The 25,450-nt window shown below is 59.3% G+C and carries 27 protein-coding genes and 1 other RNA gene; 10 read left to right on the top strand and 18 right to left on the bottom strand.

The annotated features are described in order from the left end of the window. Positions 1-86 precede the first annotated feature (86 nt). The 14 genes from ACR0AG_RS06995 to ACR0AG_RS06930 all read right to left on the bottom strand — a co-directional run bounded on the left by ACR0AG_RS06995 (position 87) and on the right by ACR0AG_RS06930 (position 15,349). Complete coding sequence (locus ACR0AG_RS06995) at positions 87-1,724, bottom strand: ABC transporter ATP-binding protein (RefSeq protein ID WP_480837553.1); 1,638 nt, start codon at positions 1,722-1,724, stop codon at positions 87-89. Then, positions 1,721-2,578, bottom strand: a complete 858-nt coding sequence (locus tag ACR0AG_RS06990; RefSeq protein WP_480837552.1) for an ABC transporter permease — start codon at positions 2,576-2,578, stop codon at positions 1,721-1,723. Before ACR0AG_RS06990 ends, ACR0AG_RS06995 begins: the two co-directional genes overlap by 4 nt. Beyond that, positions 2,575-3,531, bottom strand: coding sequence for an ABC transporter permease (locus ACR0AG_RS06985; RefSeq protein ID WP_480837551.1), 957 nt, complete (start codon positions 3,529-3,531; stop codon positions 2,575-2,577). The genes ACR0AG_RS06990 and ACR0AG_RS06985 overlap by 4 nt, the downstream gene beginning before the upstream one ends. Position 3,532: 1 nt before the next feature. After that, entirely contained in the window at positions 3,533-5,119 is a 1,587-nt protein-coding gene (locus tag ACR0AG_RS06980) for an ABC transporter substrate-binding protein (protein WP_480837550.1), read from the bottom strand. Between the two features lie 119 nt (positions 5,120-5,238). Next, entirely contained in the window at positions 5,239-7,233 is a 1,995-nt protein-coding gene (locus ACR0AG_RS06975) for a CocE/NonD family hydrolase (protein ID WP_480837549.1), read from the bottom strand. Between the two features lie 34 nt (positions 7,234-7,267). After that, the gene (gene dtd, locus ACR0AG_RS06970) at positions 7,268-7,705 is read right to left on the bottom strand and encodes a D-aminoacyl-tRNA deacylase (protein ID WP_480837548.1); all 438 of its coding nucleotides are present in this window, start codon (positions 7,703-7,705) and stop codon (positions 7,268-7,270) included. A 15-nt stretch (positions 7,706-7,720) separates the two neighbouring features. After that, positions 7,721-8,389: a nitroreductase gene (locus ACR0AG_RS06965; RefSeq protein ID WP_480837547.1), complete on the bottom strand. Its 669-nt coding sequence runs from the start codon at positions 8,387-8,389 to the stop codon at positions 7,721-7,723. 63 nt (positions 8,390-8,452) lie between these two features. Continuing rightward, positions 8,453-9,541, bottom strand: a complete 1,089-nt coding sequence (locus ACR0AG_RS06960) for a TFIIB-type zinc finger domain-containing protein (protein ID WP_480837546.1) — start codon at positions 9,539-9,541, stop codon at positions 8,453-8,455. Continuing rightward, complete coding sequence (locus tag ACR0AG_RS06955) at positions 9,538-10,080, bottom strand: hypothetical protein (RefSeq protein ID WP_480837545.1); 543 nt, start codon at positions 10,078-10,080, stop codon at positions 9,538-9,540. Before ACR0AG_RS06955 ends, ACR0AG_RS06960 begins: the two co-directional genes overlap by 4 nt. 4 nt (positions 10,081-10,084) lie before the next feature. Then, positions 10,085-11,233, bottom strand: a complete 1,149-nt coding sequence (locus ACR0AG_RS06950) for an SPFH domain-containing protein (RefSeq protein ID WP_480837544.1) — start codon at positions 11,231-11,233, stop codon at positions 10,085-10,087. A 22-nt stretch (positions 11,234-11,255) separates the two neighbouring features. Then, positions 11,256-12,212 (bottom strand): DUF2927 domain-containing protein, encoded by a 957-nt coding sequence (locus ACR0AG_RS06945; protein ID WP_480837543.1) that lies wholly within the window; start codon positions 12,210-12,212, stop codon positions 11,256-11,258. Between the two features lie 11 nt (positions 12,213-12,223). Further along, entirely contained in the window at positions 12,224-13,414 is a 1,191-nt protein-coding gene (locus tag ACR0AG_RS06940) for a toxic anion resistance protein (protein WP_480837542.1), read from the bottom strand. 29 nt (positions 13,415-13,443) lie between these two features. Next, positions 13,444-14,358 (bottom strand): 5-bromo-4-chloroindolyl phosphate hydrolysis family protein, encoded by a 915-nt coding sequence (locus ACR0AG_RS06935; protein ID WP_480837541.1) that lies wholly within the window; start codon positions 14,356-14,358, stop codon positions 13,444-13,446. Between the two features lie 175 nt (positions 14,359-14,533). Continuing rightward, a complete protein-coding gene (locus tag ACR0AG_RS06930) occupies positions 14,534-15,349 on the bottom strand; it encodes a pseudouridine synthase (RefSeq protein ID WP_480837540.1) in 816 nt (271 codons plus the stop codon). 61 nt (positions 15,350-15,410) lie between these two features. On the opposite strand from ACR0AG_RS06930, the gene ACR0AG_RS06925 reads away from it, so the two are divergent. Beyond that, positions 15,411-15,863, top strand: a complete 453-nt coding sequence (locus tag ACR0AG_RS06925) for a nucleoside deaminase (RefSeq protein WP_480837539.1) — start codon at positions 15,411-15,413, stop codon at positions 15,861-15,863. On the opposite strand, the gene ACR0AG_RS06920 is transcribed toward ACR0AG_RS06925, so the two are convergent. Next, positions 15,860-17,032 (bottom strand): M24 family metallopeptidase, encoded by a 1,173-nt coding sequence (locus ACR0AG_RS06920; protein ID WP_480837538.1) that lies wholly within the window; start codon positions 17,030-17,032, stop codon positions 15,860-15,862. The genes ACR0AG_RS06925 and ACR0AG_RS06920 overlap by 4 nt on opposite strands. Then, positions 17,032-17,724, bottom strand: coding sequence for a metal-dependent hydrolase (locus ACR0AG_RS06915; RefSeq protein WP_480837537.1), 693 nt, complete (start codon positions 17,722-17,724; stop codon positions 17,032-17,034). Before ACR0AG_RS06915 ends, ACR0AG_RS06920 begins: the two co-directional genes overlap by 1 nt. Before the next feature lie 58 nt (positions 17,725-17,782). On the opposite strand from ACR0AG_RS06915, the gene ACR0AG_RS06910 reads away from it, so the two are divergent. Further along, positions 17,783-18,442: a ceramidase domain-containing protein gene (locus tag ACR0AG_RS06910; RefSeq protein ID WP_480837536.1), complete on the top strand. Its 660-nt coding sequence runs from the start codon at positions 17,783-17,785 to the stop codon at positions 18,440-18,442. Here ACR0AG_RS06910 and ACR0AG_RS06905 read toward each other — a convergent pair. Both ACR0AG_RS06905 and ACR0AG_RS06900 read right to left on the bottom strand, forming a co-directional pair. Then, on the bottom strand, positions 18,434-19,189 hold the full coding sequence (locus ACR0AG_RS06905; RefSeq protein ID WP_480837535.1) for a class I SAM-dependent methyltransferase: 756 nt from the start codon (positions 19,187-19,189) through the stop codon (positions 18,434-18,436). The two genes, ACR0AG_RS06910 and ACR0AG_RS06905, sit on opposite strands and share 9 nt — an antisense overlap. A 21-nt stretch (positions 19,190-19,210) precedes the next feature. Then, the gene (locus ACR0AG_RS06900; RefSeq protein ID WP_480837534.1) at positions 19,211-19,774 is read right to left on the bottom strand and encodes a DUF4202 domain-containing protein; all 564 of its coding nucleotides are present in this window, start codon (positions 19,772-19,774) and stop codon (positions 19,211-19,213) included. A 180-nt stretch (positions 19,775-19,954) separates the two neighbouring features. Between ACR0AG_RS06900 and gatC the strand changes: the two genes are divergently transcribed. The 8 genes from gatC (at position 19,955) to ACR0AG_RS06860 (ending at position 25,435) form a co-directional block, all read left to right on the top strand. After that, a complete protein-coding gene (gene gatC / locus ACR0AG_RS06895) occupies positions 19,955-20,242 on the top strand; it encodes an Asp-tRNA(Asn)/Glu-tRNA(Gln) amidotransferase subunit GatC (RefSeq protein WP_480837533.1) in 288 nt (95 codons plus the stop codon). Between the two features lie 3 nt (positions 20,243-20,245). Beyond that, on the top strand, positions 20,246-21,733 hold the full coding sequence (gene gatA, locus ACR0AG_RS06890; RefSeq protein ID WP_480837532.1) for an Asp-tRNA(Asn)/Glu-tRNA(Gln) amidotransferase subunit GatA: 1,488 nt from the start codon (positions 20,246-20,248) through the stop codon (positions 21,731-21,733). A 38-nt stretch (positions 21,734-21,771) separates the two neighbouring features. Then, a complete protein-coding gene (locus ACR0AG_RS06885; RefSeq protein WP_480837531.1) occupies positions 21,772-22,488 on the top strand; it encodes a hypothetical protein in 717 nt (238 codons plus the stop codon). Continuing rightward, positions 22,427-23,155, top strand: coding sequence for an N-acetylmuramoyl-L-alanine amidase (locus ACR0AG_RS06880; protein ID WP_480837530.1), 729 nt, complete (start codon positions 22,427-22,429; stop codon positions 23,153-23,155). Before ACR0AG_RS06885 ends, ACR0AG_RS06880 begins: the two co-directional genes overlap by 62 nt. Positions 23,156-23,200: 45 nt before the next feature. Further along, positions 23,201-23,600, top strand: an RNA gene (rnpB, locus tag ACR0AG_RS06875) — RNase P RNA component class A. A 100-nt stretch (positions 23,601-23,700) separates the two neighbouring features. Beyond that, positions 23,701-24,408 carry a DUF533 domain-containing protein gene (locus tag ACR0AG_RS06870; protein ID WP_480837529.1) on the top strand — a complete coding sequence of 236 codons (708 nt, stop codon included), beginning with the start codon at positions 23,701-23,703 and terminating at the stop codon, positions 24,406-24,408. Between the two features lie 126 nt (positions 24,409-24,534). Continuing rightward, on the top strand, positions 24,535-24,702 hold the full coding sequence (gene rpmG / locus ACR0AG_RS06865; RefSeq protein ID WP_010441901.1) for a 50S ribosomal protein L33: 168 nt from the start codon (positions 24,535-24,537) through the stop codon (positions 24,700-24,702). Positions 24,703-24,928: 226 nt separating this feature from the next. Next, the gene (locus tag ACR0AG_RS06860; RefSeq protein WP_480837528.1) at positions 24,929-25,435 is read left to right on the top strand and encodes a hypothetical protein; all 507 of its coding nucleotides are present in this window, start codon (positions 24,929-24,931) and stop codon (positions 25,433-25,435) included. The last annotated feature ends 15 nt before the right edge of the window (positions 25,436-25,450 follow it).

Below are 25,450 nucleotides of genomic sequence, written 5' to 3'. Positions count from 1 at the left end.
CGTGCCAATTCTCGCCCCGAATAGCAAAATCCCGACACTTGTTTGTGACAAGCGCCGGGATTTCAGTGTTTCGGCTTGGCCCGTGATCAGTTGCCAGCGCTTTCCATCTTGCGGTGCGCGACAACCTCTTCCAGCCAGCCCAGATGCATCTCTGGCACCGAGCTGAGCAGCAGGTCGGTATAGTCGTCGAACGGTGGGCTCAGCACTTGCGACTTGGGCCCATAGCGCACCACGCGTCCCTGATACATTACGGCGATACTATCACTGATGGCGCGTACCGTCGCCAGGTCGTGGGTGATGAACAGGTAGGCCACATCCTCAATCTTTTGCAGGTTCAAAAGCAGTTTGAGGATGCCATCCGCCACCAGTGGATCGAGCGCCGAGGTGACTTCGTCACAGATGATGATCTTGGGTTTAGCTGCCAGAGATCGGGCGATGCAGACACGCTGTTTCTGACCACCAGACAGTTCCGCCGGATAGCGATCGATGAACTTTTCGCCCAGCTCGATCTCATCCAGCAACTCGATGACCCGCTTTCGTTTCTCCGATCCGCGCATGTTGAAGTAGAACTCCAACGGGCGTCCGATGATGGTACCGACGGTTTGACGCGGGTTCATCGCGACATCTGCCATCTGGTAGATCATCTGCAATTCGCGCAGATCCTCGCGGGTGCGCCCGGCCAGATCGGGCGAAAGCTTGCGTCCGGCAAAGGTGATCTCACCATCGCGTGGTGGCAAAAGCCCGGTGATCACCCGCGCGAGCGTCGACTTGCCCGAACCGGATTCGCCCACAACTGCCAGGGTTTGCCCCGGATGAAGCTCAACATTGACGTTGTGTAGCACGTCGAAATTCAGCCCCTTGTAGCGCGCGGTGATCCCGTCGACCTGCAGCACCGGTTCGGATGTGGGCTGTTTTTCTTCGTGATCAATCGAGCGGACCGATACAAGCGCCTGAGTATATTCCTCTTGCGGGTTGTTGATGATCTGATCCGTGGTGCCGTATTCGACCGTGTTGCCCATCTTAAGAACCATGATGTCGTCGCTTACCTGCGCAACAACCGCAAGGTCGTGGGTGATATAAAGTGCCGCAACACCGGTGTCTGCGATGGCCTCTTTGATGGCCATCAGAACGTCGATCTGCGTGGTCACGTCCAGCGCCGTAGTGGGTTCATCGAACACCACCAGATCGGGTTCGGGACACAGCGCTAGGGCCGTCATGCAGCGTTGCAGCTGACCGCCCGAGACCTGGTGCGGATAGCGATCACCGATGTTGTCCGGATCGGGCAAGCCTAGTTTCGCAAAGAGCTCGCGCGCCCGGGCTTCGGCCTCTTTGCGGCTGAACTTCTTCTGCTCGACCGCAGCCTCGACCACCTGATCCATGATCTTTTTGGCGGGGTTGAAAGACGCTGCGGCGGATTGGGATACATACGTAACCTCACCCCCGCGCAGCTTGCGGATATCGCCAAGTGACGTCTTGAGAATATCACGACCGTTGACCCAGACTTCGCCGCCGGTGATCTTAACGCCGCCCCGGCCATAGGCCATCGAGGCCAGACCGATGGTCGATTTCCCGGCACCGGATTCACCGATCAGCCCCAGCACCTTGCCGCGCTCAAGGTCAAAGCTGACCCCGTGCACAATCTCGATGTCATGAGGTTTCTCACCCGGCGGATAAACAGTTGCGCCGATCTTGAGGTCGCGGACCTTGAGAAGGGTATCAGTCATCCCCGGCCTCCTTTCAGCGATGTGGTACGGTTGAGAACCCAGTCAGCCACAAGGTTGACCGAGATCGCCAGCGTCGCGATGGCCACGGCAGGCAACAGGGCGGCGGGAATGCCGTAGACGATGCCTTCCTTGTTTTCCTTCACGATGCCACCCCAGTCAGCCTCGGGCGGTTGAACACCAAGACCCAGGAACGAAAGGGTCGAAACGAAGAGAACGGCAAAGATGAACCGCAAGCCCATTTCAGCCACCAGCGGAGACAGTGCGTTGGGCAGGATTTCACGGAAGATGATCCAGCCGATTTTCTCACCCCGCAGGCGTGCGGCCTCGACATAGTCCATGACGGTGATGTCGACAGCCACGGCGCGCGCCAGACGATAGACGCGGGTCGAATCGAGCAAACCCATCACGACGATCAGGATCGGCACGGTCACAGGCATCACAGACAGCACCACAAGCGCGAAGATCAGCGTCGGGATCGACATGATCAGATCGACAAAGCGCGATAGCACCTGATCGACCCAGCCGCCCATCACGGCGGCAAAGAAGCCAAGGACCGAGCCGGTCACGAAAGACAGGATCGTCGCGGCCGTCGCGATGAAAATGGTGGTACGCCCGCCATAGATCATCCGGCTTAGCAGATCGCGGCCGATGTTGTCGGTGCCCAGCCAGAAGTTCGACTCGGTGAAACCCTCGGGCGCGATCCCAAGCATGATCTCGATCTTCGAGGGTTCCCACACACCGCCGACAATTTCGGCCATGCCATAGGGCGCAATAAGCGGCGCGAACAGCGCCACGAGAAAGTAGAGGGCCGTCAGGAACAACCCGATCAGAGCGGAAATAGGGATGTTCTTCATTTCGGATGCCTCAGACGCGGGTTGGCGAGGATCGAAACGACGTCCGCGACCATGTTAAGGCCGATGTAGACGGCTGCGAATATGAGGCCACAGGCCTGAACCACCGGAACATCGCGTTTCGCAACGTGATCCACCAGGTATTGACCCATGCCCGGATAGACGAAAACCACCTCGATCACCACGACACCGACCACCAGGTAGGCGAGGTTCAGCATCACCACGTTGACAATCGGGGCGATGGCGTTTGGGAAGGCATGGCGGGCGATGACTTGAAAGCCGGTCAGACCTTTGAGCTCAGCCGTTTCCACATAGGCCGATTGCATGACGTTCAGGATTGCCGCTCGGGTCATCCGCATCATATGCGCCAGCACCACAAGCGTCAGCACCATGACGGGCAGAGCAATGGCCTGCAGCTTTTGCAATAGGCTCATATGGTCGCCAATCATCGCCACAGATGGGAACCAGCCCAGTTTCACGGCGATGAAATACATCAGCAGGTAACCGATCAGGAATTCAGGGATCGAGATTGACGCCAGTGTCACCGCTGAGATCAGCTTGTCAGGCCAGCGGTCCTTGTAGCGGACAGCGATCAGGCCCAGCAGGATCGCAAGGGGCACAGAAATAATGGCAGCCCAGAAGGCCAGAAACAGTGTGTTTGACATGCGTTGACCGATACTCTCGGCAATGTCACGACCATTGGTCAGCGCAGTACCCAGATCACCCTGCATGGCGGCGAACAGCCAATCGAAATAGCGGGTGACAGCAGGTTCGTTTAACCCAAGCTCTTCGCGCAGGTTGGCGAGCGCTTCGGGGGTTGCGGACTGGCCAAGGATCGACTGGGCCACGTCGCCGGGCAGAATAAGCGTGCCGGCGAAGATCAGTACAGATACAGCCAACAACAGCAAAAGGCCCAGCGCAATGCGCTGGACCACAAGTTTTAAAGCGATTCCCATATCAGGCAGCAACCCACATGGTCATCGGTGCATAGAAGTTGTTTAGATCAAACCCGTTCTGAGCATCGACCCAACCCTCCACGTCCGAGGTTGTGGCGTCAATGAACTGGTTGAACATCGGGCAGATCAGGCCGCCTTCGTCGCGCAGAATGGTGGACATGTCCGCATACATCTGGGCCCGTTTGGCTTCGTCCAGCTCGCCGCGCGCGGCGAACAGAAGCTGGTCAAACTGCTCATTGAAGAACCGGGTGTCGTTCCAGTCAGCGGTTGACAGATACGCTGTCGAGAACATGAAGTCCTGCGTCGAGCGACCACCCCAATAGCTGGTGCAGAAGGGCTGCTTGTTCCAGACTTCGGACCAATAGCCGTCATTGGGTTCGCGCTTGATCTCGATATTGATACCGGCGGCACCACAGGATTGCTGGAACAGGGCCGCAGCATCCGGCGCACCTGGGAACGAGTTGTCCGATGTCCGCAACAGGATCGACCCATCAAAGCCGGATTCCTTGAGGTGGAATGCCGCTTTGTCCGGATCGTATTCACGCTGTTCCGATTCGATGAACAGCGGATACGAGCTGTTGATCGGCGTGTCGTTCCCGACCGAGCCAAATCCGAACAGAATCTTGTCGACCATCTCCTGACGGTTCATGCCGTATTTCAGCGCCAGTCGCAGGTCATTGTTGTCAAAAGGCGCGGTGTTGGCGTGCATGATGAACACGTAGTGGCCCGGACCCGATGTGGTGCGCAGATTGATGTTAGGCGCGCGGCCAACCAGATTCGCGGTGCGTGGTGGCACGCGGTTGATCATGTGCACCTGACCCGACTGCAACGCAGCTACGCGCGCCGTGTCGTCGTTAATGACAATCAGTTCGATCGTGTCGGCATGGCCCACAGTGTCGTCCCAATAGTCGGAATTCTTGGTTCCGACGAAACGAACGCCCGGTTCCACATCGCTCAGCACATATGGCCCGGTTCCGATCGCCGCGGTCGGATCGTCCTTGCCGCCATTGGGCTGGATGATCAGGTGGTAGTCGGTCAGCAGATAGGGCAGGTCGGCGTTGGGTTTGTCCAGTTCGACAATAAACTTGTCGCCCTCGACGCTCATGGACTGGATGCCGCGCAACAGGCCAAGTGCGCCGGACTGCGATTCTTCGCCGGCGTGACGCTCCATCGTGGCCAGAACGTCATCGGCCGTCATTGTTTTGCCATTCGAGAAATTCACGCCCGAGCGGATCTTGAAGGTCCAGACGCGCGCATCAGCGGAGGCCTCAAAGCTTTCAGCCAGACGCGGCCACAGACCACCTGTGGGATTCAGTTCCAGCAAAGGTTCGCCCCACAAGCGAATAACCTGCGTTGCAGTGGCGTTTGCCGCGAGCGCCGGATCAAGACTGTCCGAAGAGCCACCGCCTTGAATCCCAACGCGGATTGTACCGCCTTTGACAGGTCCCGCCGCCCGTGCGGCAGTTGCAAAAACGCTGCCCGCCACCGCGATGGAAACACCCAGTGCCGCAGCGCGGCCCATGAATTCACGGCGCGACATTCGTCCGGCCGCGACCAGTTTAGACATGTGAGTGAGTTGATCGTTCATCCAAATTCTCCCAGTTGATTGGATTAGCCTCTATCGGGCTTTTTATTGACGCATGAGTCAATGTTCGCGCATTTCTGCCGCCCGGGCAAGTTTAAAACTTGATCGATTGTTTGCCCGCATCATACCTCATGACGCGGTATTTTGTCGTTGATTTGATTTGAGTAGACGAGCTCTTCTCCTTCGAATGCCTGCATTTCCGCCTTCAGGAAAAAACAGTCGCGATCTGACCACATTTCGCAAGTGGCTTCGGTTCTCAGGTGTATGTCGCCGCGAGACAATTCTTGGGTCCAGTGGCAAAACCCTCGTGCTGACAATGGGTTGTCAGGATGGATCGACCATTCTTCGCGTGCCCGGCTGCCGCTGATCAGGCCATGATCTTCGTGGCGAACCTGTCCAAAATCATCCTCTATCACCAGTCGGACAGTGCCTGTGTTCATGTCTGATTCTACCCGCCGCGAATTGCTTGGGTCCCGCAGAGTCGCGACCGGGTGTGGCTTCTCCGATTCTGCAGGCGGGAACGTGTATTCGTCCCGACCTGGCCGCGTCCGAGTGGGAATCGAAAGACTGCCGCCCGTCAGGTGAAGTTCCGCAGTGTCCGGCGAAGGCCAGATCAATGGCCAATAGGCGCTGGAAATCGCGACGCGAAGCCGGTGACCTTTGGGGACGCAATAGGCGATATGGTCGAGGTTCAATTCAACCTCATAAGGCTCGCCTTCTGTCAGGGGGGCAGGCGCGGCATGGCTGTCGCGATGGGTCAGGTTCAATACACCATAGGTGATCCGCGTGGACGCCCCGTCAAGATGAATGTGATTGAGCCGCACGGCCAATTGCGCCTGCGGTTTATCCGCGCTCAGCCGCAAGCGGATGCGCGGCGCACCGGTAATCGCCATATCCTGGCTAAGTGGCGGGCTGTCAAAGCAGGCAGACATGGCATCGTCGGCCCTTTGGTCACCGGGCATGTCCGGACCCAGCCAGATCGCGCAGAACTCACCGCTGTCCATACCGCAGTGATGCGGCGAGCGAACCTTTTGGTCCAATGTGCCGGGCTGATCCAAGCCAGCATCGCTAAGCACCATGTCAACGGTTTCAAGATGTGATGTCGCGCTGCCGTGTTCTGCGATCCAGGTGCCCGCGCGTTCCGTGTACCAACGGGCCGGGCGCACACCATCCATCAGATAGGCGCGGTAATCAGGGTCGTTTTCGCCCCCGGTCTCCAGACCTTTCAACCAATGATCCCACCACCGCAGCGCCTCTTGCAGGAAACCGATCCGAGGTTCGGGAATGGCGAAATGGGGGTATTTGTGCACCCATGGCCCAACGATCCCTTTGACCGGCGCGTTCAGGTTTTCGACCAGATAGGGAACCGTGTTCTTATAGCTGTCCCCCCAACCGCCGATGGCCAATGTTGCCGCCTGAATGGCATCGAAATCCTCGCACACGGACCCGTGCTTCCAATAAGCGTCCCGGCTTTGATGACGCAGCCAGAGCGACGGCAGAAAGGGTTGGGCCTTTAGCCGGTCCAGCCAAAGCGCACGCCAGTTGTCCCGCAATGCCGGGTCCGGTGCGCGCGAGGAATAGGACCACATCGTCGCGCCCCAGCCAAGGTTCTCATTCAAAAGGCATCCGCCCTTGTAGTGAATGTCATCCGCGTAACGATCTGCCGTCGAACACAGGGTGATAATCGCCTTCAGCGCCTCGGGCCGCAATGCCGCAACTTGCAAAGAGTTGAAGCCGCCCCAACTGATCCCCATCATGCCAACCGATCCGGTGCACCAGGGCTGGTCGGCCAGCCAGGCGATCACCTCGACTGCGTCATCCAGCTCTTGCTGGGTATACTCATCCTCCATCAATCCTTCGCTGTCGCCATTGCCGCGCATATCGACACGAATGCAGGCGTAGCCCCGTTTGGCAAACCATGGGTGGGTCAACGCATCGCGCGCTGTTGTGCCGTCGCGTTTGCGATAGGGCAGGTGTTCGACAATGGCCGGAACGGGATCGTCCAGACAATCCACCGGCCGCCACACGCGGGCCGACAAACGGCAGCCATCGGACATCGTAAGGACCAGATCCGAGATCTCCTCGATTTCGCGAAGCGCATTGCTGGATTGTGTCATTCGCTTACCCCTTGCTGCGCCAAACGCCGCAGTCTCAGATATCCATCATGATCGTGACCGGCCCATCATTGACCAGTTCAACGTCCATATCCGCACCAAAGACACCCGTCTCCACGCCAATGCCCAGACCCGAGAGCTGTTGGACGAAACCCTCATACAGACGTTGCCCTTCCTCAGCCGGTGCAGCGTTCGAAAAGCCGGGGCGATTTCCGCGCGACGTGTCTGCCGCCAGAGTGAACTGGCTGACTACAAGTGCGGTCCCGCCAACATCCAGGATCGACCGGTTCATCTTGCCCTTGTCGTCCTTGAAAATCCTGAGTTTTGAGATTTTTAGCGCCAGTTCCACCGCTTGATCCGGCCCGTCGCTTTGCATGGCGCAGACAAGGATCAGCAATCCGGGGCCGCAACGGCCAACCACTTGCCCGCCGGTGGTCACAGATGCTCGAGATACTCTTTGCAAAAGGGCGCGCATGTTTCCTGATCCTGTCTAGTCGCGCCAGTCGACGAATGCGTCCAACGGCGCGCGTTCTGTCCGAAAGGCGTTGGCGGGATGATCGGTATCTGCAAACCCGAACGAGATCGCACACAAGATCAACCGATCCTCGGGAATTGAGAAATAACGATGCAGGAACGGCCCATAGGCCGCCACCGCTGCCTGAGGGATGGTCGCGACGCCCAACGCCTGCGCTGCAAGCGTGAAGGCCGTGACAAAGCCACCGCTGTCCATCGCACCATAAGGCCCCAACTCGGCAGGGCTGGACAGGATCGCGCAATGTGGTGCGTCAAACAGATCAAAGTTGCGGCGCATCTGTCGGGCCGAAGCCTCGTGGTCGCCTTTTTCAACGCCAACAGCCTCGTACAATGCCCAGCCACAGGTGCGGCGGCGTTCCTGATAGGCACCGGAATATCCGGTGGGAAACGGCAGATCCGGGTTTGCCGGTGCGGTTGCTACTTCGGCCTGCAAGGCGCGGCGGAATCTGTCCGTCTCATCTGCGCTGGTGATGATCACTTGCCACGGCTGGGCGTTGCACCAACTGGGTACTCGGCCCGCGCTGGTCAGGATCTTTTCGATCATGTCGCGAGGTACGGGCTCAGGACGAAACGCCCGACAGGAATGGCGCGCGTGCAGAAGTTGGTTCAAAACCGAAAGTGTCACATGTCCCCCCAAGTGCCCTGAGAGAAAACTAACGGCATATCAGTCGGCTGCAAGCCTTAACCACTATTGCTGCCCTGTCGCCGCAAGATATCCGACCCCGGCTGCCACAAGCAGACCAAGGGTGACCGCAATGGCGATTTTGATCGCCGACCATGGCCGTTCGCCCTGAACCCGGCCTGTCCGTCCATTGACGACAAAGCGATAGGTCTGTCCGCGATATTTGTAAGCGGCCATCCAGACAGGCAGCAGAATGTGTTTGAAGGTCACATCCCGGATTTCGGTATCCAGCGCATGGATGCGTTGGCGATCCCCGCCGATATCAAACCGCACATCCCGTTCGATCACCCGAGCCATGTGGCCGCGCGCCTCTTGGTATCCCTCGTTCAACTCGACGGTATACGCTTCGGCCCGGAACCCGGCCAGGTACTCGGGCTGGTAGGGCTCCAGCGCGGGCAGGTCCCAGGGTTCCAGTGCGTCCGTGTAGGATTTGGGCAAAGACCGGGAGGCCAGCACCAGCACATCATCGAAAAAGCGGGCGACGCGACCCGATTTGGGGCTCCAGCGTACCTTTGGCACCTGTTGCTGCACCCGTTTCCCGTCGCGCATCACAGTCCGGGTTTCATAGTAAACAACGCCGCGTTCCCCCCGGTACTCGGATTTGGTGTCTGCGTCGAAGGTCCAGTAGGGCACATAGATGCCCTGCATCTTGCGCCCCTTGCGGGCATAGTCCTTCAGGCCGTTTGGTGCGAACCACAAGCGGCCCAACCAGTCCCCCATCGCCTTGTGCGCCGAGCGTTCATCAAGCGCAAACGGCAGCACGCCGCGGGGCTTGATATGCCGGTTCACGCCCGTATCGGTCACGACCGGTGTGGCGCAAAACGGACATTCCGCAGCATGTGTGTTCGGATCAAACTCGACCTGAGCGGCACAGTTCGGGCAGCTCAAAACCCGCGTCTCTTCGATCTCGCTGTCCGGCAGGCGGTCTGCAATGGCCGCATCAAAATCTAGCTCGCGCAGACTGGCCCCTCCCCAAGGGCCCGCCCCGATCGCCTCGGTATTGCCGCAATGATCGCAGATCAGTGTCCCGTCACCGGGGTTAAAGCGGCAATCCGCACCGCAGTTGTTACAGGGGAAACGGTGTTCTTCGGTCATTGACTGACCTCTGTTTGAGGGCTGCTGTTCCCTGGGCCTATAATCATGCGCACCACCAACGCTGCTACAATACAGATAATAAGAAATTTCAGAGAACTTTTTGCAAATAACCACCAGCCGTAGTCGGTATAGACACCGTTTACCGAGATGGTGCCAGTTCCGTCGCCAAAACTGGATGTGCTTTTGGGATTCTGCGACAAACGCCAACTTATAAGAAACCTGATGATCAGTCGAATAGCGATGATGTTGCCCGCAATTCCTGCACCCCAAATGATAGCGCGAAAATAGCTGACTTGGTGGCGCATCATGATACGTAGAAACGGTTTGACTAACAGCCAGCAAATAAAAAGAGAAAATGGCAAGCCAAACAACGCATACCAAAAAACAAGAGATAGCGAGTTCAGATCGATACCGTTTCGAAATTCAGAAGAAAAAAGTGGTACGCCAATTACACCCACCCATCCAAACAGCGCGGCCAATTTGACGGCGCAACTTAGGTCGCGACGGGAGTATGGGGACATGTAATTGGCTTCATTCACTCGCTTAGCTTCCCGGCGGCGGGGGTGGCAGGATCGTGAACAACTGCGCCAGTTCCTGCACATCGCCCGCTTTCTTCCATCCGTCCTGACCTGCGGTCCAGACATGGGTGTCGCGGGTGATTTCGCCATCGGTGGCCATCCGTCCCATCTTGGCCTTCGAGAACGGGCCGCTGGTCTGGCCATCCACCGCAACATGCCAAACATGCTCAACGGGTGGGGGTGGCGGCGGTGCCGCATGCGCGGGCGTCTGCGGGGCAGCGGGGGCGGGGGCTCCCCACGGGCCTGATGGTTGACCCGCTGCCATGTTCGCCATCTGGTTGGCCATCGCCATGCCCATACCCATCCCAAGGCCAGCGCCCATGCCGCCGCCCTGACCGGGGTTGTTGGCGGCGGCGGTCATCGCCTCGGCCGCCGAATACTGGGTGTACTTGCCCAGATCCCCGGCCAGCCCCATCGAGGTGCGTTTGTCCAGCGCATCCTCAACCGCGGGCGGTAGTGAGATGTTTTCGATGTAGAACTCGGGCATCTCCAACCCATAACCCTCCAGCACCGGAGAGACCTCGGCCGCGATCAGTTTGCCCAGATCGGCGGTGTTGGCAGCCATGTCCAGAACAGGGATGCCCGAACCGGCAATCACGCGGCTGAATTCCTGCACGATGATATTGCGGATCTGGAAACTGATCTCATCCATCGTGAACTCGCCATCGGTGCCGACGATTTCGACCAGAAATTTCGCCGGATCCTTGACGCGAGTTGTGTAGGTACCAAAGGCACGAATACGAGTCGGTCCAAATTCCGGGTCGCGCAACATGATCGGGTTCTTCGTGCCCCATTTCAGATCGTTGAACCGGGTTGTGTTGACGAAATAAATCTCGGACTTGAACGGAGATTGAAAGCCGTGGTCCCAATGCTGCAACGTGGTCAGGATCGGCATGTTGTTGGTTTCAAGCATGTAAAGGCCTGGCGTGAACACATCCGCCAGTTGTCCCTCGTGCACAAAGACCGCCGATTGTCCCTCGCGCACGGTCAGCTTGGCGCCGTATTTGATCTCGTGCCCTTCCCGCTCGAACCGCCAGACCATCGTGTCGCGCGTGTCGTCGACCCAATGAATGACGTCAATGAATTCTCCGGTCAGAAAATCGAAAATTCCCATTGGGGTTCTCCTGTAAAATCGGTCAGAGGGGCAGGCCCATCATCTCCCGGGTAATGATCCGCACCACTGGCCGCGCCTGCTCAACAGTGGTGCCTGGTTTCAGACGAGGATCGTATAGCAACCTCAGCAGCTTTTCATCATGGCTGGTCAGCAAGGCAAACTCATCATCGTCGTTGAAAATCGACGGGCGCGCCGCCGGGCTGTCATTGGGCAGGCCCAAACCTTGCGCGATCTCTTCATGAATACAGCTGAGCCGGACAAGATCGGGCAGCTCTGCCCGGATCAACGCAACCGCACGCACATAGACGTTGGGCGAACCGCTGGTGGCAGATGCAAAGACAAAGCAATCGAATGAGGGGCGCGGATTGGCGATCAGATCCAAGGTCGCCTGACCGATGTTGGGTATCAACTGCTTGAGCCGACCGACCACGTAGCTGCTGTCGTCTTTACCGGCAAAGAACACATGGAAATTGCCATTGCGACTGACGGTCGAGATCGGATGCCCGGTCAGTTTTGCCAGCCGGGCGGTATAGGCTGTCACATCCGCTTTGTCCTTTTCGCGAATTTCAGGCGCGACCGAGGGGCCGAATTCGGGCTGAACACGCACCGGCCCGGACCAACGGCTGAGCTGCCCGTCCGTCTGCCGGGCCCCGATCGAGGCGACATCGTCGGGGTATTCACTAAAGAACGCGATCCGCTCGAAGTTCCGGGCCAGATCGTCCGCCTCGTAGGGCGTGTCCGGCCCGCCACCGTCAATCCGCAACAGGCCGCGCGTCTGCAGGTCACGCTCAATTCGTCGATAAAACCGCGCAAGATCCTGACTGGCGGCGGACGGCGGCACATAGGCATTGGCCGCAACCTGCGGCTGAGCTGGACGCGGCTGTGGGTCAGGCGCTGTTTCCAACACCGTCTCGCACGCGGTAAGCGCGATCAGCGAAACCGTGGCGCAAGCACGCTGAAACCTTCCGGCCAGACCCATCGAAGCCGTCCTTAGCCCTGCGCCGGATTGCCGGCAGCGTCGTCCCCGTCATCCTTGCGGGCTTTGGCCGATGCCAGCGTGTCGCGCAGTTCTGCCTCCATCTTCTGCAGTTCGACCTCGGCCTCGGCGCGCTTGGCTTTGCCTTCGTCCGCAATGGCAAGGCTTTCGTTAATGGTGCCGATCAGGTCCGCGTTGGCTTGTTTCACAGCCTCAATGTCAAAGACACCACGCTCCATCTCTTCGCGGATCACCTTGTTCGACTCGCGCAGGTTTGCCGCGTTCGCAGTCAGCAGCTCATTGGTCAGGTCATTGGCATCGCGCACGGCCGCAGCAGCCTCAGAGCTGCGCTGGATGGTGACGGCCTGCGCCAGCTGCGTTTCCCAAAGCGGCACGGTATTCACCAGGGTCGAGTTGATCTTGGTGACCAGCGATTTGTCGTTTTCCTGCACCAAACGAATGGACGGCAAGGATTGCATTGTAACCTGTCGCGTCAATTTCAAATCGTGCACCCGGCGTTCGAGATCGTCGCGGGCGGCCCGCAGATCGCGCAATTCCTGCGCTTTCATGACCTGGGCGTCTTCGGGCGCGGCCTGAACCTCGGCCTCTTTTTCCGGAATGCCCTGGCTGTCCAGCTCGGTCAGCTTTTCTTCACCGGCTGCAATGTAAAGCGCGAGCTCATCGTAAAAACCCAGCGTTTTTTCATAGAGCAGGTCGAGCGATTTGATGTCTTTCAGCAGGGTGTGCTCGTGCCCCAGTAGGTCATCGGTGATCTTGTCGATCTGGCTTTGCACTTCTTCGAACTGCGCGGTGAACTTGGCAAATGGGGCGGCCTTGCCCAACAGTTTCTCCCACCAGCTGCGTTCACGGCGCACGTCCAGCTCGCTGACAGAAAACCCACGAATGGTGGTGACGATGTTGCGCAGGCTGTCACCGGCGGGGCCTACATCCTTGTTGCGCACATCCGCCAGCATCGCCTGGCTAATCTCCTGCAACTCGGCCTGAGCGGACGAGCCGAACGAAACGATCGAGTTGGTGTTGTCCATGTCGATCTCGTCCATGCGTTTGCGGATCTCTGCGCCAACGGGTTCATCCGCATCTTCCAGCGGTATGATCTCGGCCTGAGGTTCCGGCAAAGCCACGGCAGTCACTTCCTGCACCAGCGTTTCGGCCTCGACCGCCTTGTTCTTGATTTCATCGGACATGGGGTAATCCTCGTTCAAAATTCGGCCGGTCAATCCAGCCGGACACCTTCGCGTTGCAGTCTTTCGCGCAACACATCAATTTCAACCGTCAGATCGCTGCGGTCATCCAATAGCATTTTCTGGGTTCGCGCCGCGAAATTTTGCTCCAGATCGTCCAGCAAAGCCGAATAATCAGCCAAAGCCTGGGCATCCCGGGTGCGCGCATACACATCTGCGAACTTGACCGTCGCATCGCGCGCGCCCTGCAAATAAACGGTCATGTATTTCCGGGCACCCGCCAGATCGCGCGGGTCTTCTTCGACCGTGCGGAACAGATCGCGGGCGGTATCCTGAAATCGCTCGACCCGCGCCTCGACCTGACGGTCGCCAGCGCGTTTGATCGCGTCGGTCATCTCGGCCAGGTGCTTTTCAGCGTCATCAACGACGCGTGCTACGCGATCTTGCTGGAAGGTGTCGACGCCTTCCATGCCCTTGTCCCGCAGGGGATCAAGGCCGAATGACAGCGAATGCAGCCCCGCCGCGGCTGCCCCAAACAGAACCGGGGCCAACAGGCTGATCTGTCCAACCGTTTCAGCATCCAGGTATTCCGACCGGTAGGATGCCAGCGCGGCCCCAAGACCGGTCAGGACGCTGGCGAAAATCTTGCGGGGAAATGCAGGGCGGCGCGCGGTTCGACGCGCGTTATAAGCCGCTTCGGCCCGCAACCCTTCGCGCAGCAAAAACGCGGCAGCGGTCAACAGGCCCGCCGCGACCAACCCCATCGTCATGCCGATGGCACCATCGTTGATCGACAAAAAAACCAAGGGAACCGCAGGCAGAAACAGCAGGTTGGCCCGCGCACCAGCCGGTTCTACACGCGCGCCGTCAAATTGGCCGCGTTGTTTGACCTGAGTGGCCTCGGACCCGTCTTGGGGGCTGTATTTTCCGCCATAGCGTTTGGCCATGCGCCTATAAGCCCCCCAGCAGGCCGGTGCAGACGCCGAACAACAGCGCCAGCAAGGCCACATAGGCCAGTTTCTGCACTCCGGTTCCGGACATGATATTTCCCCACGGCAGCCTTCATAGAAAACTTAGAGGATGCACAGGCTTGGCGCTAGGGGGAAGGTTGCATAACCCGCGTCACTTGCGAGTTTTTCTGCCGGTCGGCGCCCGTTTTCGCTGCGGACGGGTCGGGCGTTTTGGCGACGTCTCGGATTTTTCCGACCCGTCGAGCCCCAATTGATCGCGCAGCACCTTGCGGCGGATTTCTTCAACCTCGCCGGATTTCAGCGTGCCCAGCTGAAACGGGCCATAAGAGACGCGCAAAAGCCGGTTCACCACAAAGCCGATATCTTCGATGGCGCGCCGGATTTCGCGGTTCTTGCCCTCGCGCAAGCCGATGGTCAGCCAGGCATTTGCACCTTGCTGACGGTCCAGCGTCACGGTCATCGGTTGAAAGCGCTCGCCGTCGATGACCAATCCTTTGCGCAGCGGTTCAAAGTCTTCCTCTTTCGGGCGCCCGTTCACGCGCACGCGGTATTTGCGCAGCCAGCCTGTCGCTGGCAACTCAAGCTTTCGCTTGATGCCGCCATCATTGGTCAGCAGCAGAAGACCCTCGGAATTCAGGTCAAGCCGCCCCACGCTCATGACACGCGGCATGTCTTTTGGCAGATCGTCAAAGATCGTGGCCCGCCCTTTTTCGTCGCGCGCCGTGGTCACCAGACCCGGAGGCTTGTGGTAGAGCCACAGCCGCGAGGGTTCCGGTGCAGATACCGGTTTGCCGTCAACGGTGATCTTGTCCCTGGTCGTCACATTCAGCGCGGGGCTGCTGATTTCCTTGCCATTGACGGTCACGCGACCCGCTTCGATCATGCGTTCAGCCTCGCGGCGCGAGGCGACTCCGGCGCGGGCCAGCACTTTGGCGATCCGGTCGCCGGGAGGAGGGGTATTGCTCATCCCCCGGCCATAACGCATCCCGCCCGCTTGCGAAAGGCAGGTTTCTGGGGCAGTCAGGGGTATGGTGTTCAAATCCCATATGTCAAAAGCGCTTGAGGAGGCGCGGGCAGCTGCTGAGCGTGGCGAAGTGCCTGTGGGTGCCGTGATCGTCTCACCCGATGGCACGGTTGTCGCCACCGCTGGCAATCGCACGCGCGAATTGGCGGACCCGACAGCGCATGCAGAAATATTGGCCCTACGCGCCGCCTGTTCTGCTGCTGGCTCTGAGCGTTTGCCAGAGCACGATCTTTACGTGACGCTGGAACCCTGCGCCATGTGCGCTGCCGCCTTGGCCGCTGCCCGAATCCGACGCGTCTATTATGGTGCGTCCGATCCGAAATCCGGTGGGGTCGCCCACGGCGCGCGCGTATTCTCGCACCCTCAATCACACCATGTGCCTGAGGTGTACGACGGTATCGCCGCCGAGGAATGCGCCGAATTGTTGCGGTCTTTCTTTACCGCGCAGCGCGCCTAGGGCTTCACGACCATCTCTCGCGGTATGTCCGCCAGTGGCTTGCCGCCATCTGCGGTGACCACAAAGCTTTCGGTGATGGCCAATCCCCAATCCGGCGTCCAAAGCCCGGGCATCAGGTGGAAGGTCATATTTTCCTTCAGCACTGTTGTGTCGCCGGGGCGCAAGCTCATGGTGCGTTCGCCCCAATCAGGGGGATAGCTCAGACCGATCGGGTATCCGGTGCGGTTGGCTTTGACATAGCCCGCTTTTGCAAAGCTGGCATAGACGCAGGCCGCGACATCCTCGCAGGTGGTGCCAGGGCGCGCCGCTGTCAGAGTGTCGTCGATGGCCGTCAGCACCGCAGCCTCGGCGCGGCGGATATCCTCTGGCGGATCGCCCAGAAAAAGGCTGCGGCTGGCCGGGCAGTGGTAGCGGCGATAACAGCCTGATATCTCGAAATAGGTGGCTTCTCCGCGTGCAAGCGGTCGGTCATTCCAGGTGATGTGCGAGGCTGAAGCCTCGGTCCCCGAGGGCGCGATCGGAACGATGGCCGGGTAGTCACCGGCCAGATCTGGCAGTCCGGCGATGCCTGCGGCCTGAACCTCGGCCACCAATTGGTTCTTGGGCAATCCTTCCCGGAACGCCGCGCGTAACACGCCGTGCATATGGGCGGTCAGAATGCCCGCCTTTTGCATCATTTCGATCTCGGCGTTGCTTTTCACTGCGCGTTGCCAGTTGACCAGACCCGTCGCATCAATCATCGCGTCGGGGCCAAAGGACCGCTCAAGGATGCGATGACTTGCGGCCGAGTAATAATAGTTGTCTATCTCGACCCCGATACGCGAGGTCCAGCCATGATCCCGCAAGAGGGCAACCAGCGCCTCGACCGGGTGATGATCGGGGTGCTGCACATGCTCTTCGGGCCAGTCGTGCAGGGCATCGGAACTCAGCCACGTGGTCTGCGCGGCCCCGGCCATGTCCTGCGTGCGCCCCCACCAAAGCGGTGAATCTGACCGGGGCAGGATGACCATCTGCGGCACATAAAAGCTCCACCCGTCATAGCCGGTCAGCCAGGCCATGTTCGAAGGGTCCGCCACCAGCAGCGTGTCGATGCCCTGTTGGTCCATCGCCGCCCGTGTGGTGGCCAGACGGTGCTGATATTCCTGATCTGAAAAATCCGATGCGGGCATCAGAGAGTGATCGCTTTCATGACCTCGGGCTCGATGACATCGACGCCCGGCAAGCCATCGATCAAAGCCTGTGCCGACTGTTCCAGTATCGGGAATGTTTTGTAATGGCAGGGGATGACCGTCTTGAAGTTAAAATACCGCTTGGCGGCATAGGCTGCCCCCTTCATGTCCATGGTGAAATGGCCACCGGCAGACAGGATGCCGATATCCGGTTTATAGAAATCGCCCATCCACTCCATATCCGCCATGATATCGGTGTCGCCGGACACATAGACCATGTGGCCTTCGGATTGGATCATGAACCCAACCTCGGTCCCCCCCGTTCGCAATCCGTCCGGCGTGGAAAAGGTTGAGCTGTGAGAAGCTGGGACCATGCTGACTTTGACGCCATTCAGATCGACGGTTCCGCCTTTGTTGAACCCGACTGTTTCGATATCCTCTGCCTCGGCCCAATATCCCATCAGATCGTACTGACCGACCACCGGAACCTTCAGGTGTTTGGCAAGCGGCAGGATGTCGACCACATGATCGAAATGTGTATGAGTCAACAGAATATGCGTGGTCCCTGCGACGGCATCATCGTGCTGGTCCTCTGGTAAAGACGGGTTGCCGGTCAGCCAGGGATCGATCAACAAAACCTGCCCCGCGGTTTCGATGCGAAAGCTGCCGTGACCCAGCCATATGATATTCATGAATTGTCCTCCTGAAAAAGCGCTTGGTCCCAGCCTAGCATCCGTTATGTAAAAATCCATGGACTGGACACTGCATATCGATGGCTACTGCGAGAGGGTGACGCCCGAATATTGGGCCGAGCCGATCAACGCGATCACAAACGCTGCCTTTTTGATCTCGGCCTTCATCATGTGGCAGCGCCTGAAAGGGCAGTCGCTGCCCATGGCGCGAGCGCTGGTGCTCATCCTGGCGATGATCGGTGTCGGCAGTTACCTGTTTCATACGCACGCACAGATCTGGGCGGCAATCGCGGATACCACTCCGATCCTGTTTTTCATTCTGGTCTATATCTTTGCGATCAACCGCGATGTCTGGGGGATGAAGCAATGGCCAGCGCTGGGCGTGACCTTGCTGTTCGTTCCCTATGCCGCTGCTACCCTTCCGCTGTTCCAGCAGATCCCAGGTCTGGGCAGCTCGGCAGGCTACGCGCCTGTTCCGCTGCTGATCCTGATCTACGCGGTCTTGCTGCGCAATCGCGTGCCGGAAACGGCGAGGGGGTTGGCCATCGGTGCTGGCATCCTGATCGCTTCGATTCTGTTCCGGGCGGTGGATGAACCGTTTTGCGCGCAAATCCCGCTGGGGACGCATTTCATGTGGCACATTCTGAACGCCATCATGCTGGGCTGGATGATCGAGGTGTACCGCCGCGCAATGATGCACGCGTCTGGGTCACCCTGAGCGTTTTCGGGCGATATAGAAGCCGTAGCTGACATAATCTGCGTAGCGTTCATACAGATCGATCTCGGCCTGCTCCGCTTTGGCCAGCGCCTTGGCCTGATCCGAATGATCGTGACGGGCCAGAAACCCCTCTAACCGATCCTGAATCGGGCCGTAATACCCATCGCGCCAGCATTCGGGTGGCAGCGGGAAATACCCCAGCAGTTCAAATCCATGCGTTTCAAGCTGCGCGATTTTTTGCGAGGGCAGGGCAACCTCGGGGTATTCGCGGTTCCAGTGCCGGGTCAGTTCCTCAGGCCTGTCTTGCGTCAGCCATGTCAGCTCGGACACAGCCAGTATGCCGCCCGGTTTCAGGAACTTCCGCCAGGTCTGCACGCCGTTTTCAAAGCCGATGTTATAGATCGCCCCCTCGGCCCAGATGACGTCCAGCGCGTTTTCGTCGAAGGGCAACGCATCCATCGAAGCGGCAATGGTTTCGATCTGTTGCGACAATCCGGCCTCCGCTGCGCGCTGCTCCAGCACGGTCAGGAAATCCGGCAGCAAATCAACGGCGCTTACATGCGCTTGCAATTCGCGGGCCAGAACAAGGCTGGCCGCACCGGTGCCACAGCCGATATCCGCGATCTTCAGCCCATCGCGCCCGATCAGGCCCGCCAATCCGATAGCGCGGCGTGTCATATCATCGCTGCCGGGCCCTTGCCGGTCGCCTCCGATATGGATGTCGATCAAAAGCTTCAGGTCGTCCATGACGTCTCTTTCCCCGAAAATTCAGTTCTGAAAGGCGGCGGCCAGCGCCTCGGGCAGCTCGAACTCGCTCAGCGCACGGGCGCGACCGTCTTGGGACATCTTGCGTGCGGTCTTTTCAACGATGCGTTGGATTTTCTCGGCCGAATGCTTGGCGGCGAAGGGTTGAAAATACCATTTCAGAAACACAAAGCAGATCACGTCCTCAAGCGCCTGCACATCCGGGTCACGCTTGATGCCCTCCTTGCGCAACATCCGACCCGCGGCATCGATCTGACCTTGGGCATATCCCGCATCTTTCATCAAACCCATGACGACGTCGGCATGGTACACGCCTTGCGCCTTGCGCCAGGCCAGATATCCGGCGCGGCCCTCAGGGTATTCGCTGCGCTTCAGCTTCCACCGTTCAACATGCTGTCCGCGTGCGGCGATCTGCAAAGCCTCTGAGGCACCAGGGAACAGGCGGTGCAGCTCTTCGCTCATGCGCTGCCCGTATAACAGGGATTCGGGCTGGCCGTATTCCAGGTTCGGATCCTGGGCGTTGGCCGCATCGATTGCGTCCAGAACGGTTTGCAATTGCGCGCTCATCTCATGCTCCGTTGGGGTGGTGTCTGGCCCCATCCTAGCGGCTTGCCACCCGAGGTACAGCAGCCATTTTTTCGGCAGCATGAACCAATGCCGGACGATTGAACCCGGTGATTGTCCGGGTGGACTTGCGACTGCGGCAACGGACAGGTAAATGCCCTCTAACGCTTATGAGGGAAACCGATGTCGATTGACCAAAGCACCGCCGCCAAGGTGGCCAAACTGGCCCGGATCAAGGTCGAGGATGACGCGCTGCCTGCGCTGGCCTCGGAATTCAACACAATCCTGGGGTTTATCGAGCAACTCAATGAGGTCGATGTCGACGGTGTCGAGCCGATGGTCTCGGTCGAGCCGATGCGCCTGAAGCGCCGGCAGGACGCCGTCACGGATGGCAACCAGCAGGACAAGGTCCTGTCCAATGCCCCCGACGCGCGCGAAGGGTTCTTCGCTGTTCCCAAAGTGGTGGAGTAAGTCATGAGCGATCTGAACAAACTGAGTCTGGCCGAGGCCCGCGACGCGCTGCGCAAGGGTGATGTGACCTCGGTCGAGTTGACCGAATCCTGCCTGAAAGCCATCGACGACGCAGACGCGCTGAACGCGTTTGTCCACAAAACGCCCGAGATCGCGTTGGAGCGTGCCAAGGCAGCGGATGAGCGGATCAAGGCGGGCGATGCGCCGTCGATGTGCGGCCTGCCGATCGGCATCAAAGACCTGTTCTGCACCAAGGGTGTGCCGTCACAGGCGGCTTCGAAAATTCTCGACGGGTTCAAGCCCGAATACGAATCCACCGTCTCTCAGCAACTGGCCGACGCAGGCGCCGTGATGCTGGGCAAGCTGAACATGGACGAATTCGCCATGGGTTCGTCCAACGAAACCTCGGTTTACGGCAACGCGGTCAGCCCCTGGCGGCGCGGCAATGACGACGCGCAACTGACGCCGGGTGGGTCCTCGGGCGGGTCAGCTTCGGCCGTGGCTGCTGATCTGTGCCTGGCCGCAACCGGTACCGACACCGGCGGCTCGATTCGTCAACCCGCTGCCTTTGTCGGTATCACCGGCATCAAGCCCACCTATGGGCGCTGTTCGCGTTGGGGCATCGTGGCCTTTGCATCCTCGCTGGATCAGGCCGGACCGATGACCAAAAACGTGCGTGACGCGGCGATCATGCTGGAAACCATGTGTGGTCACGACCCCAAGGATTCCACCAGCACCGAACTGGCCGTCCCGAATTTCGAGGCGATGCTGACCGGCGACATCAAGGGCAAGAAAATCGGTATCCCCAAGGAATACCGGATGGATGGCATGCCCGCCGAAATTGAAAAGCTGTGGTCTGACGGCGCCGAAATGCTGAAAGACGCGGGGGCCGAGATCGTCGATATCTCATTGCCGCACACCAAATACGCGCTGCCCGCGTATTATGTGATCGCACCTGCCGAAGCGTCCTCGAACCTGGCCCGCTATGATGGCGTCCGGTACGGGCGTCGCGCGCAGCTGGCGCAGGGCGACGGCATCACCGAGATGTACGAAAAGACCCGCGCCGAAGGCTTTGGCCACGAGGTTCAGCGCCGCGTCATGATCGGTACGTATGTGCTGTCGGCGGGCTTCTACGACGCATATTACAACCGCGCGCGTCGCGTTCGCACTCTGATCAAGAAAGACTTCGAAGATGTCTTCGCCGCCGGGATCGACGCGATCCTGACCCCGGCAACGCCCTCGGCATCCTTCGGTCTGGGAGAAATGACTGAGGCTGACCCTGTTCAAATGTACTTGAACGACGTCTTCACGGTGACTGTGAACCTGGCTGGTTTACCCGGCATATCGGTACCCGCGGGGCTCGATAAACAAGGCCTTCCGTTGGGTTTGCAGCTGATCGGCCGTCCCTGGGACGAGGGCGATCTGCTCAACACGGCCTATGCCCTGGAAAACGCCGCAGGGTTTGTGGCCAAGCCGTCGAAATGGTGGTAAATCTGGGTCGGTAAGACAACACAAAGTGGAGCAGCCGAATGCGCAAGATGCTTCTGATCCCGGCCTTGGGATTGATTGCCGCCTGCGACAACGTCACGCCGATTTCGGGGACGGGGTTCAACACCCCCCAATATCAGGCGCAGCGCGAGGCGCAGTTGGCGGGGCAGGGCATCGCAGGCAATCCGCTGCTGCCGCCTGATGCCATTTCGACCGAGACGTTGTCGGATCAGGGCGACGCGGGTTTCTATGCGCCGACAACCGGCGGCAGCGCTCAGGACATCGCGGATCAGACAGCGGCTGCTTTGGCCAGCACCTCATCGGGGCAGACACAGCCGGTGACAGCGGTTCCGCTGTCCAGCAACACCGCGATTTCGGACGAGCAGGATTTTGAGGCCGTATCCAACCGCCGCAGCATCGAAGGTGACGCCGCCCGGATCGAGCAAAACCGCCAGACCTATGAGGTTGTCGCACCCACCGCCGTGCCTCAGCGTGGCGCGGATGGTCAGCCCAATATCGTGCAATACGCGCTGAGCACGTCGAACCCGGTTGGCACGCAGCTTTACAGCCGAGCGGGCTTCAACCTGCAGGCTAAGGCGCAGCGCAACTGCTCACAATTTGCATCGCCGGATCAGGCGCAGATCGAGTTTCTGGCCAATGGTGGCCCACAGCGCGACCGCAAGGGCTTGGACCCGGATGGCGACGGATACGCATGCGGCTGGGATCCCAGCCCGTTCCGCAGTGCCGTCAGCAACTGACCTGAGCCCGATCTGGCACCCATCACCCAATTTCGGCCCGCGCCGGGATGGGTTGAAACCTTCGCTGATTGTCCTGCACTACACCGCAATGGACAGCGCTGCTGCCGCGCTGGACCGGCTGTGTGATCCCGCGCATGAGGTGTCGGCGCATTATCTGATCGGCGCAGATGGGACGCTCTGGCAGATGGTCCGGGAAGAGGACCGGGCATGGCATGCCGGGGCCGGGGAATGGCGCGGACGAACCGATATCAATTCGCGTTCAATCGGGATCGAACTGGACAATCGCGGCAACCACCCGTTTGCCGAACCGCAAATGGCCGTATTGGAAAGCCTGTTGCCCACCATCATACAACGCTGGTCCATTTCGCCCGAACGTATCATTGGCCATTCCGACATGGCGCCAGGACGCAAAACCGATCCAGGGCCGCGTTTTGATTGGTCACGCCTGGCACGACAGGGATTTGCAAGACAAGGCGGTTCCGACGATGGGCCTCAGAATGCCCCGATCGCATTGTTCCGAACATTGGCCCAAGAGGTCGGATTTACCGCCGATACCGATGATGAAACGCTGCTTTCCGCAGTTCGGCTCAGATACCGGCCTTGGGGGCAGGGGCCGCTTGCTCCCGAAGATTTCTCGGCGCTTGGGCATACCGCCTTGTGGACATGATCCACCCTTGACGGCGCCTGCCTCTCAGCCTACCCAAGCCGTCGCGCGGAGGGCCGGATGGCCGCTGGGGTCGCAAGACCCGAGAGGAAAGTCCGGACTCCACAAGACAACGGTGCCGGGTAACGCCCGGGCGGGGTAACCCGACGGAAAGCGCCACAGAAATCAGACCGCCTGCGACCTCGGTCACAGGTAAGGGTGAAACGGTGGGGTAAGAGCCCACCGCGCCTCTGGCGACAGGGGCGGCACGGCAAGCCCCACCGGGAGCAATGCCAAATAGGGTCCCCGCGCGGGCCGGTCGGCGTCAGCCGATACCGCCGCTAAGCCTGTCTTGGCCGAGAGGGACCGGGTTGGCAGCTTGAGCCGTGCAGCAATGCACGGCCTAGAGGAATGGTCATCAAAGGGGGCAACCCCGGAACAAGATCCGGCTTACAGGCCCTCCGCGCGTATTTCGCCGACCAGCTAGGCAATCCTGCGCCGCCGGTGTCTAAAATCACCGTCACCTGTTAACCTGTCTTCAATTGGATTTCGAAGTTGGGAGGATTGTTATGAGTTTCATGAAGACATTGGCCTCGGTCGCCGTGGGTTTCGCCGCTGCAAAAGGGCTGGAAAAGTACAAGGAAATGGGCGGTATGGCAGGCTTGCAGGACATGATGCAGGGCGCGGGTGGTGGTTTTGGCATGGATCAATTGGGTAAAATGGCCGAGCAGTTCGGGATGCCGGGTGGTGCCTCTGGCCTGCAGGACATGATTGGCAAAATGGGCTTGGGCGGCGGCGCTGCAGGTGCCGCGGGTCTGGGCGGTCTGTTGAATGCCATGCAGGGGGCCGCGAAAACCGGCGGCAAGCAATCGGCAGACATGATGGAGGCCGTCTTCGGCGGCACGCCAGCCGGGGCCGCGATGGAGCAACAGGCCAAGCTGATGCTGCGTGCGATGATCCAGGCTGCCAAAGCGGACGGTGAACTGGATGCGCAAGAAAAGCAGACCATCATCGGCGAGCTTGGCGATGATATCAGCGAAGAAGAACGCGCTTTTGTTCTTGAGCAGATGGAGGCTCCGATCGACGTCATGGGGTTGGCCGCGGATGCAGGGGCTGCATTGAAAACCCAGATCTATGCGACATCCCTCGCTGCGATTCGGCTGGATAACGAACGTGAGGCGACGTATCTGATGCAACTGGCCACCGCCCTTGGCCTATCAAAGGCCGAGCGGGATCAGATTCACACCTATATGGGGGCTGCAACCTTGCCCGGCTAAGGCGCGGATGGAAACCTGCGCAAGCCAGTCGCGATTGGCCTTGACATGGGCGGTGCAACGCGTAAAAGCGCACGCTCATAGGAATTCAACCGAAGGGCCCTGCCTTTTCGGACGCAGGAGAAAACCATGGCGAAGCCGACGACAATCAAGATCCGTCTGAACTCGACCGCGGGCACGGGCCACTTCTACGTGACCAAGAAAAACGCTCGCACCATGACCGAGAAAATGACCATTCGTAAGTACGACCCGGTCGCTCGCAAGCATGTCGAGTACAAAGAAGGCAAGATCAAGTAATCTTTCCTTCGTGTATCGAAGTTTCAAAAAGACCCTGCAAATGCGGGGTCTTTTTTGTTTGAAGTCCCTATTTTTTATCGTCAAACTTCCAATACCTTGATCTGGACACTCAAATGCGCCGTTGCAGTGGCGCATCACGCCTGTGGGCATTCGTTTGGCCTGTGGCTTGCTTTTTGGCGCGACCTGCCGCTACGCTTGAGGTAATCGTTCCAAAATGTTGACCGCCATGAAAAAAATCATCTTGACCGCTCTCGCAGCTACGACCCTGTCGGCTTGCGAGGACATTTATAACCGCGAAGGCGTGGGTTTCACCGGAATCGATGGTGAACCACGGACTGTTTCTGACGTCGAAGGGGCGGCCGCATTCCTGCCTCCCGCGACCAACGTTCCAGCCGAGCTGGCCGAGTTGCCGACCGTTCAGGTGACCTCGGACAAGGTCGAGCTTGAGAAGCTGGCCGGTGTTGCCATCGACAATGGCGGACGTTCCGACACATCCGCGGTTCAGCTGTCCGGCAGCGCCAATACGTTGTTCCTGAGCACCGTGAGCGTCAATGGCCAACTCTTCGGCGTGTTGCGGACACCCAACAGCACAACCAAGGTGCCAACCTCGGTCGGAACAGTCTTTGGGTCCGAGACCGAGCGTTTCACCGGTTGCCTGCCAGCAGGTGATGTGTACCGCAAGGGCTCATCTGCAAACAGCTCCGGCTTTGCCGTTCCTTTGAACTGCAGCTAAAGCTTGCTGGAAATT

Source organism: Ruegeria sp. H6, assembly GCF_056532975.1.
This window is presented reverse-complemented; position numbering and strand designations above follow the sequence as displayed.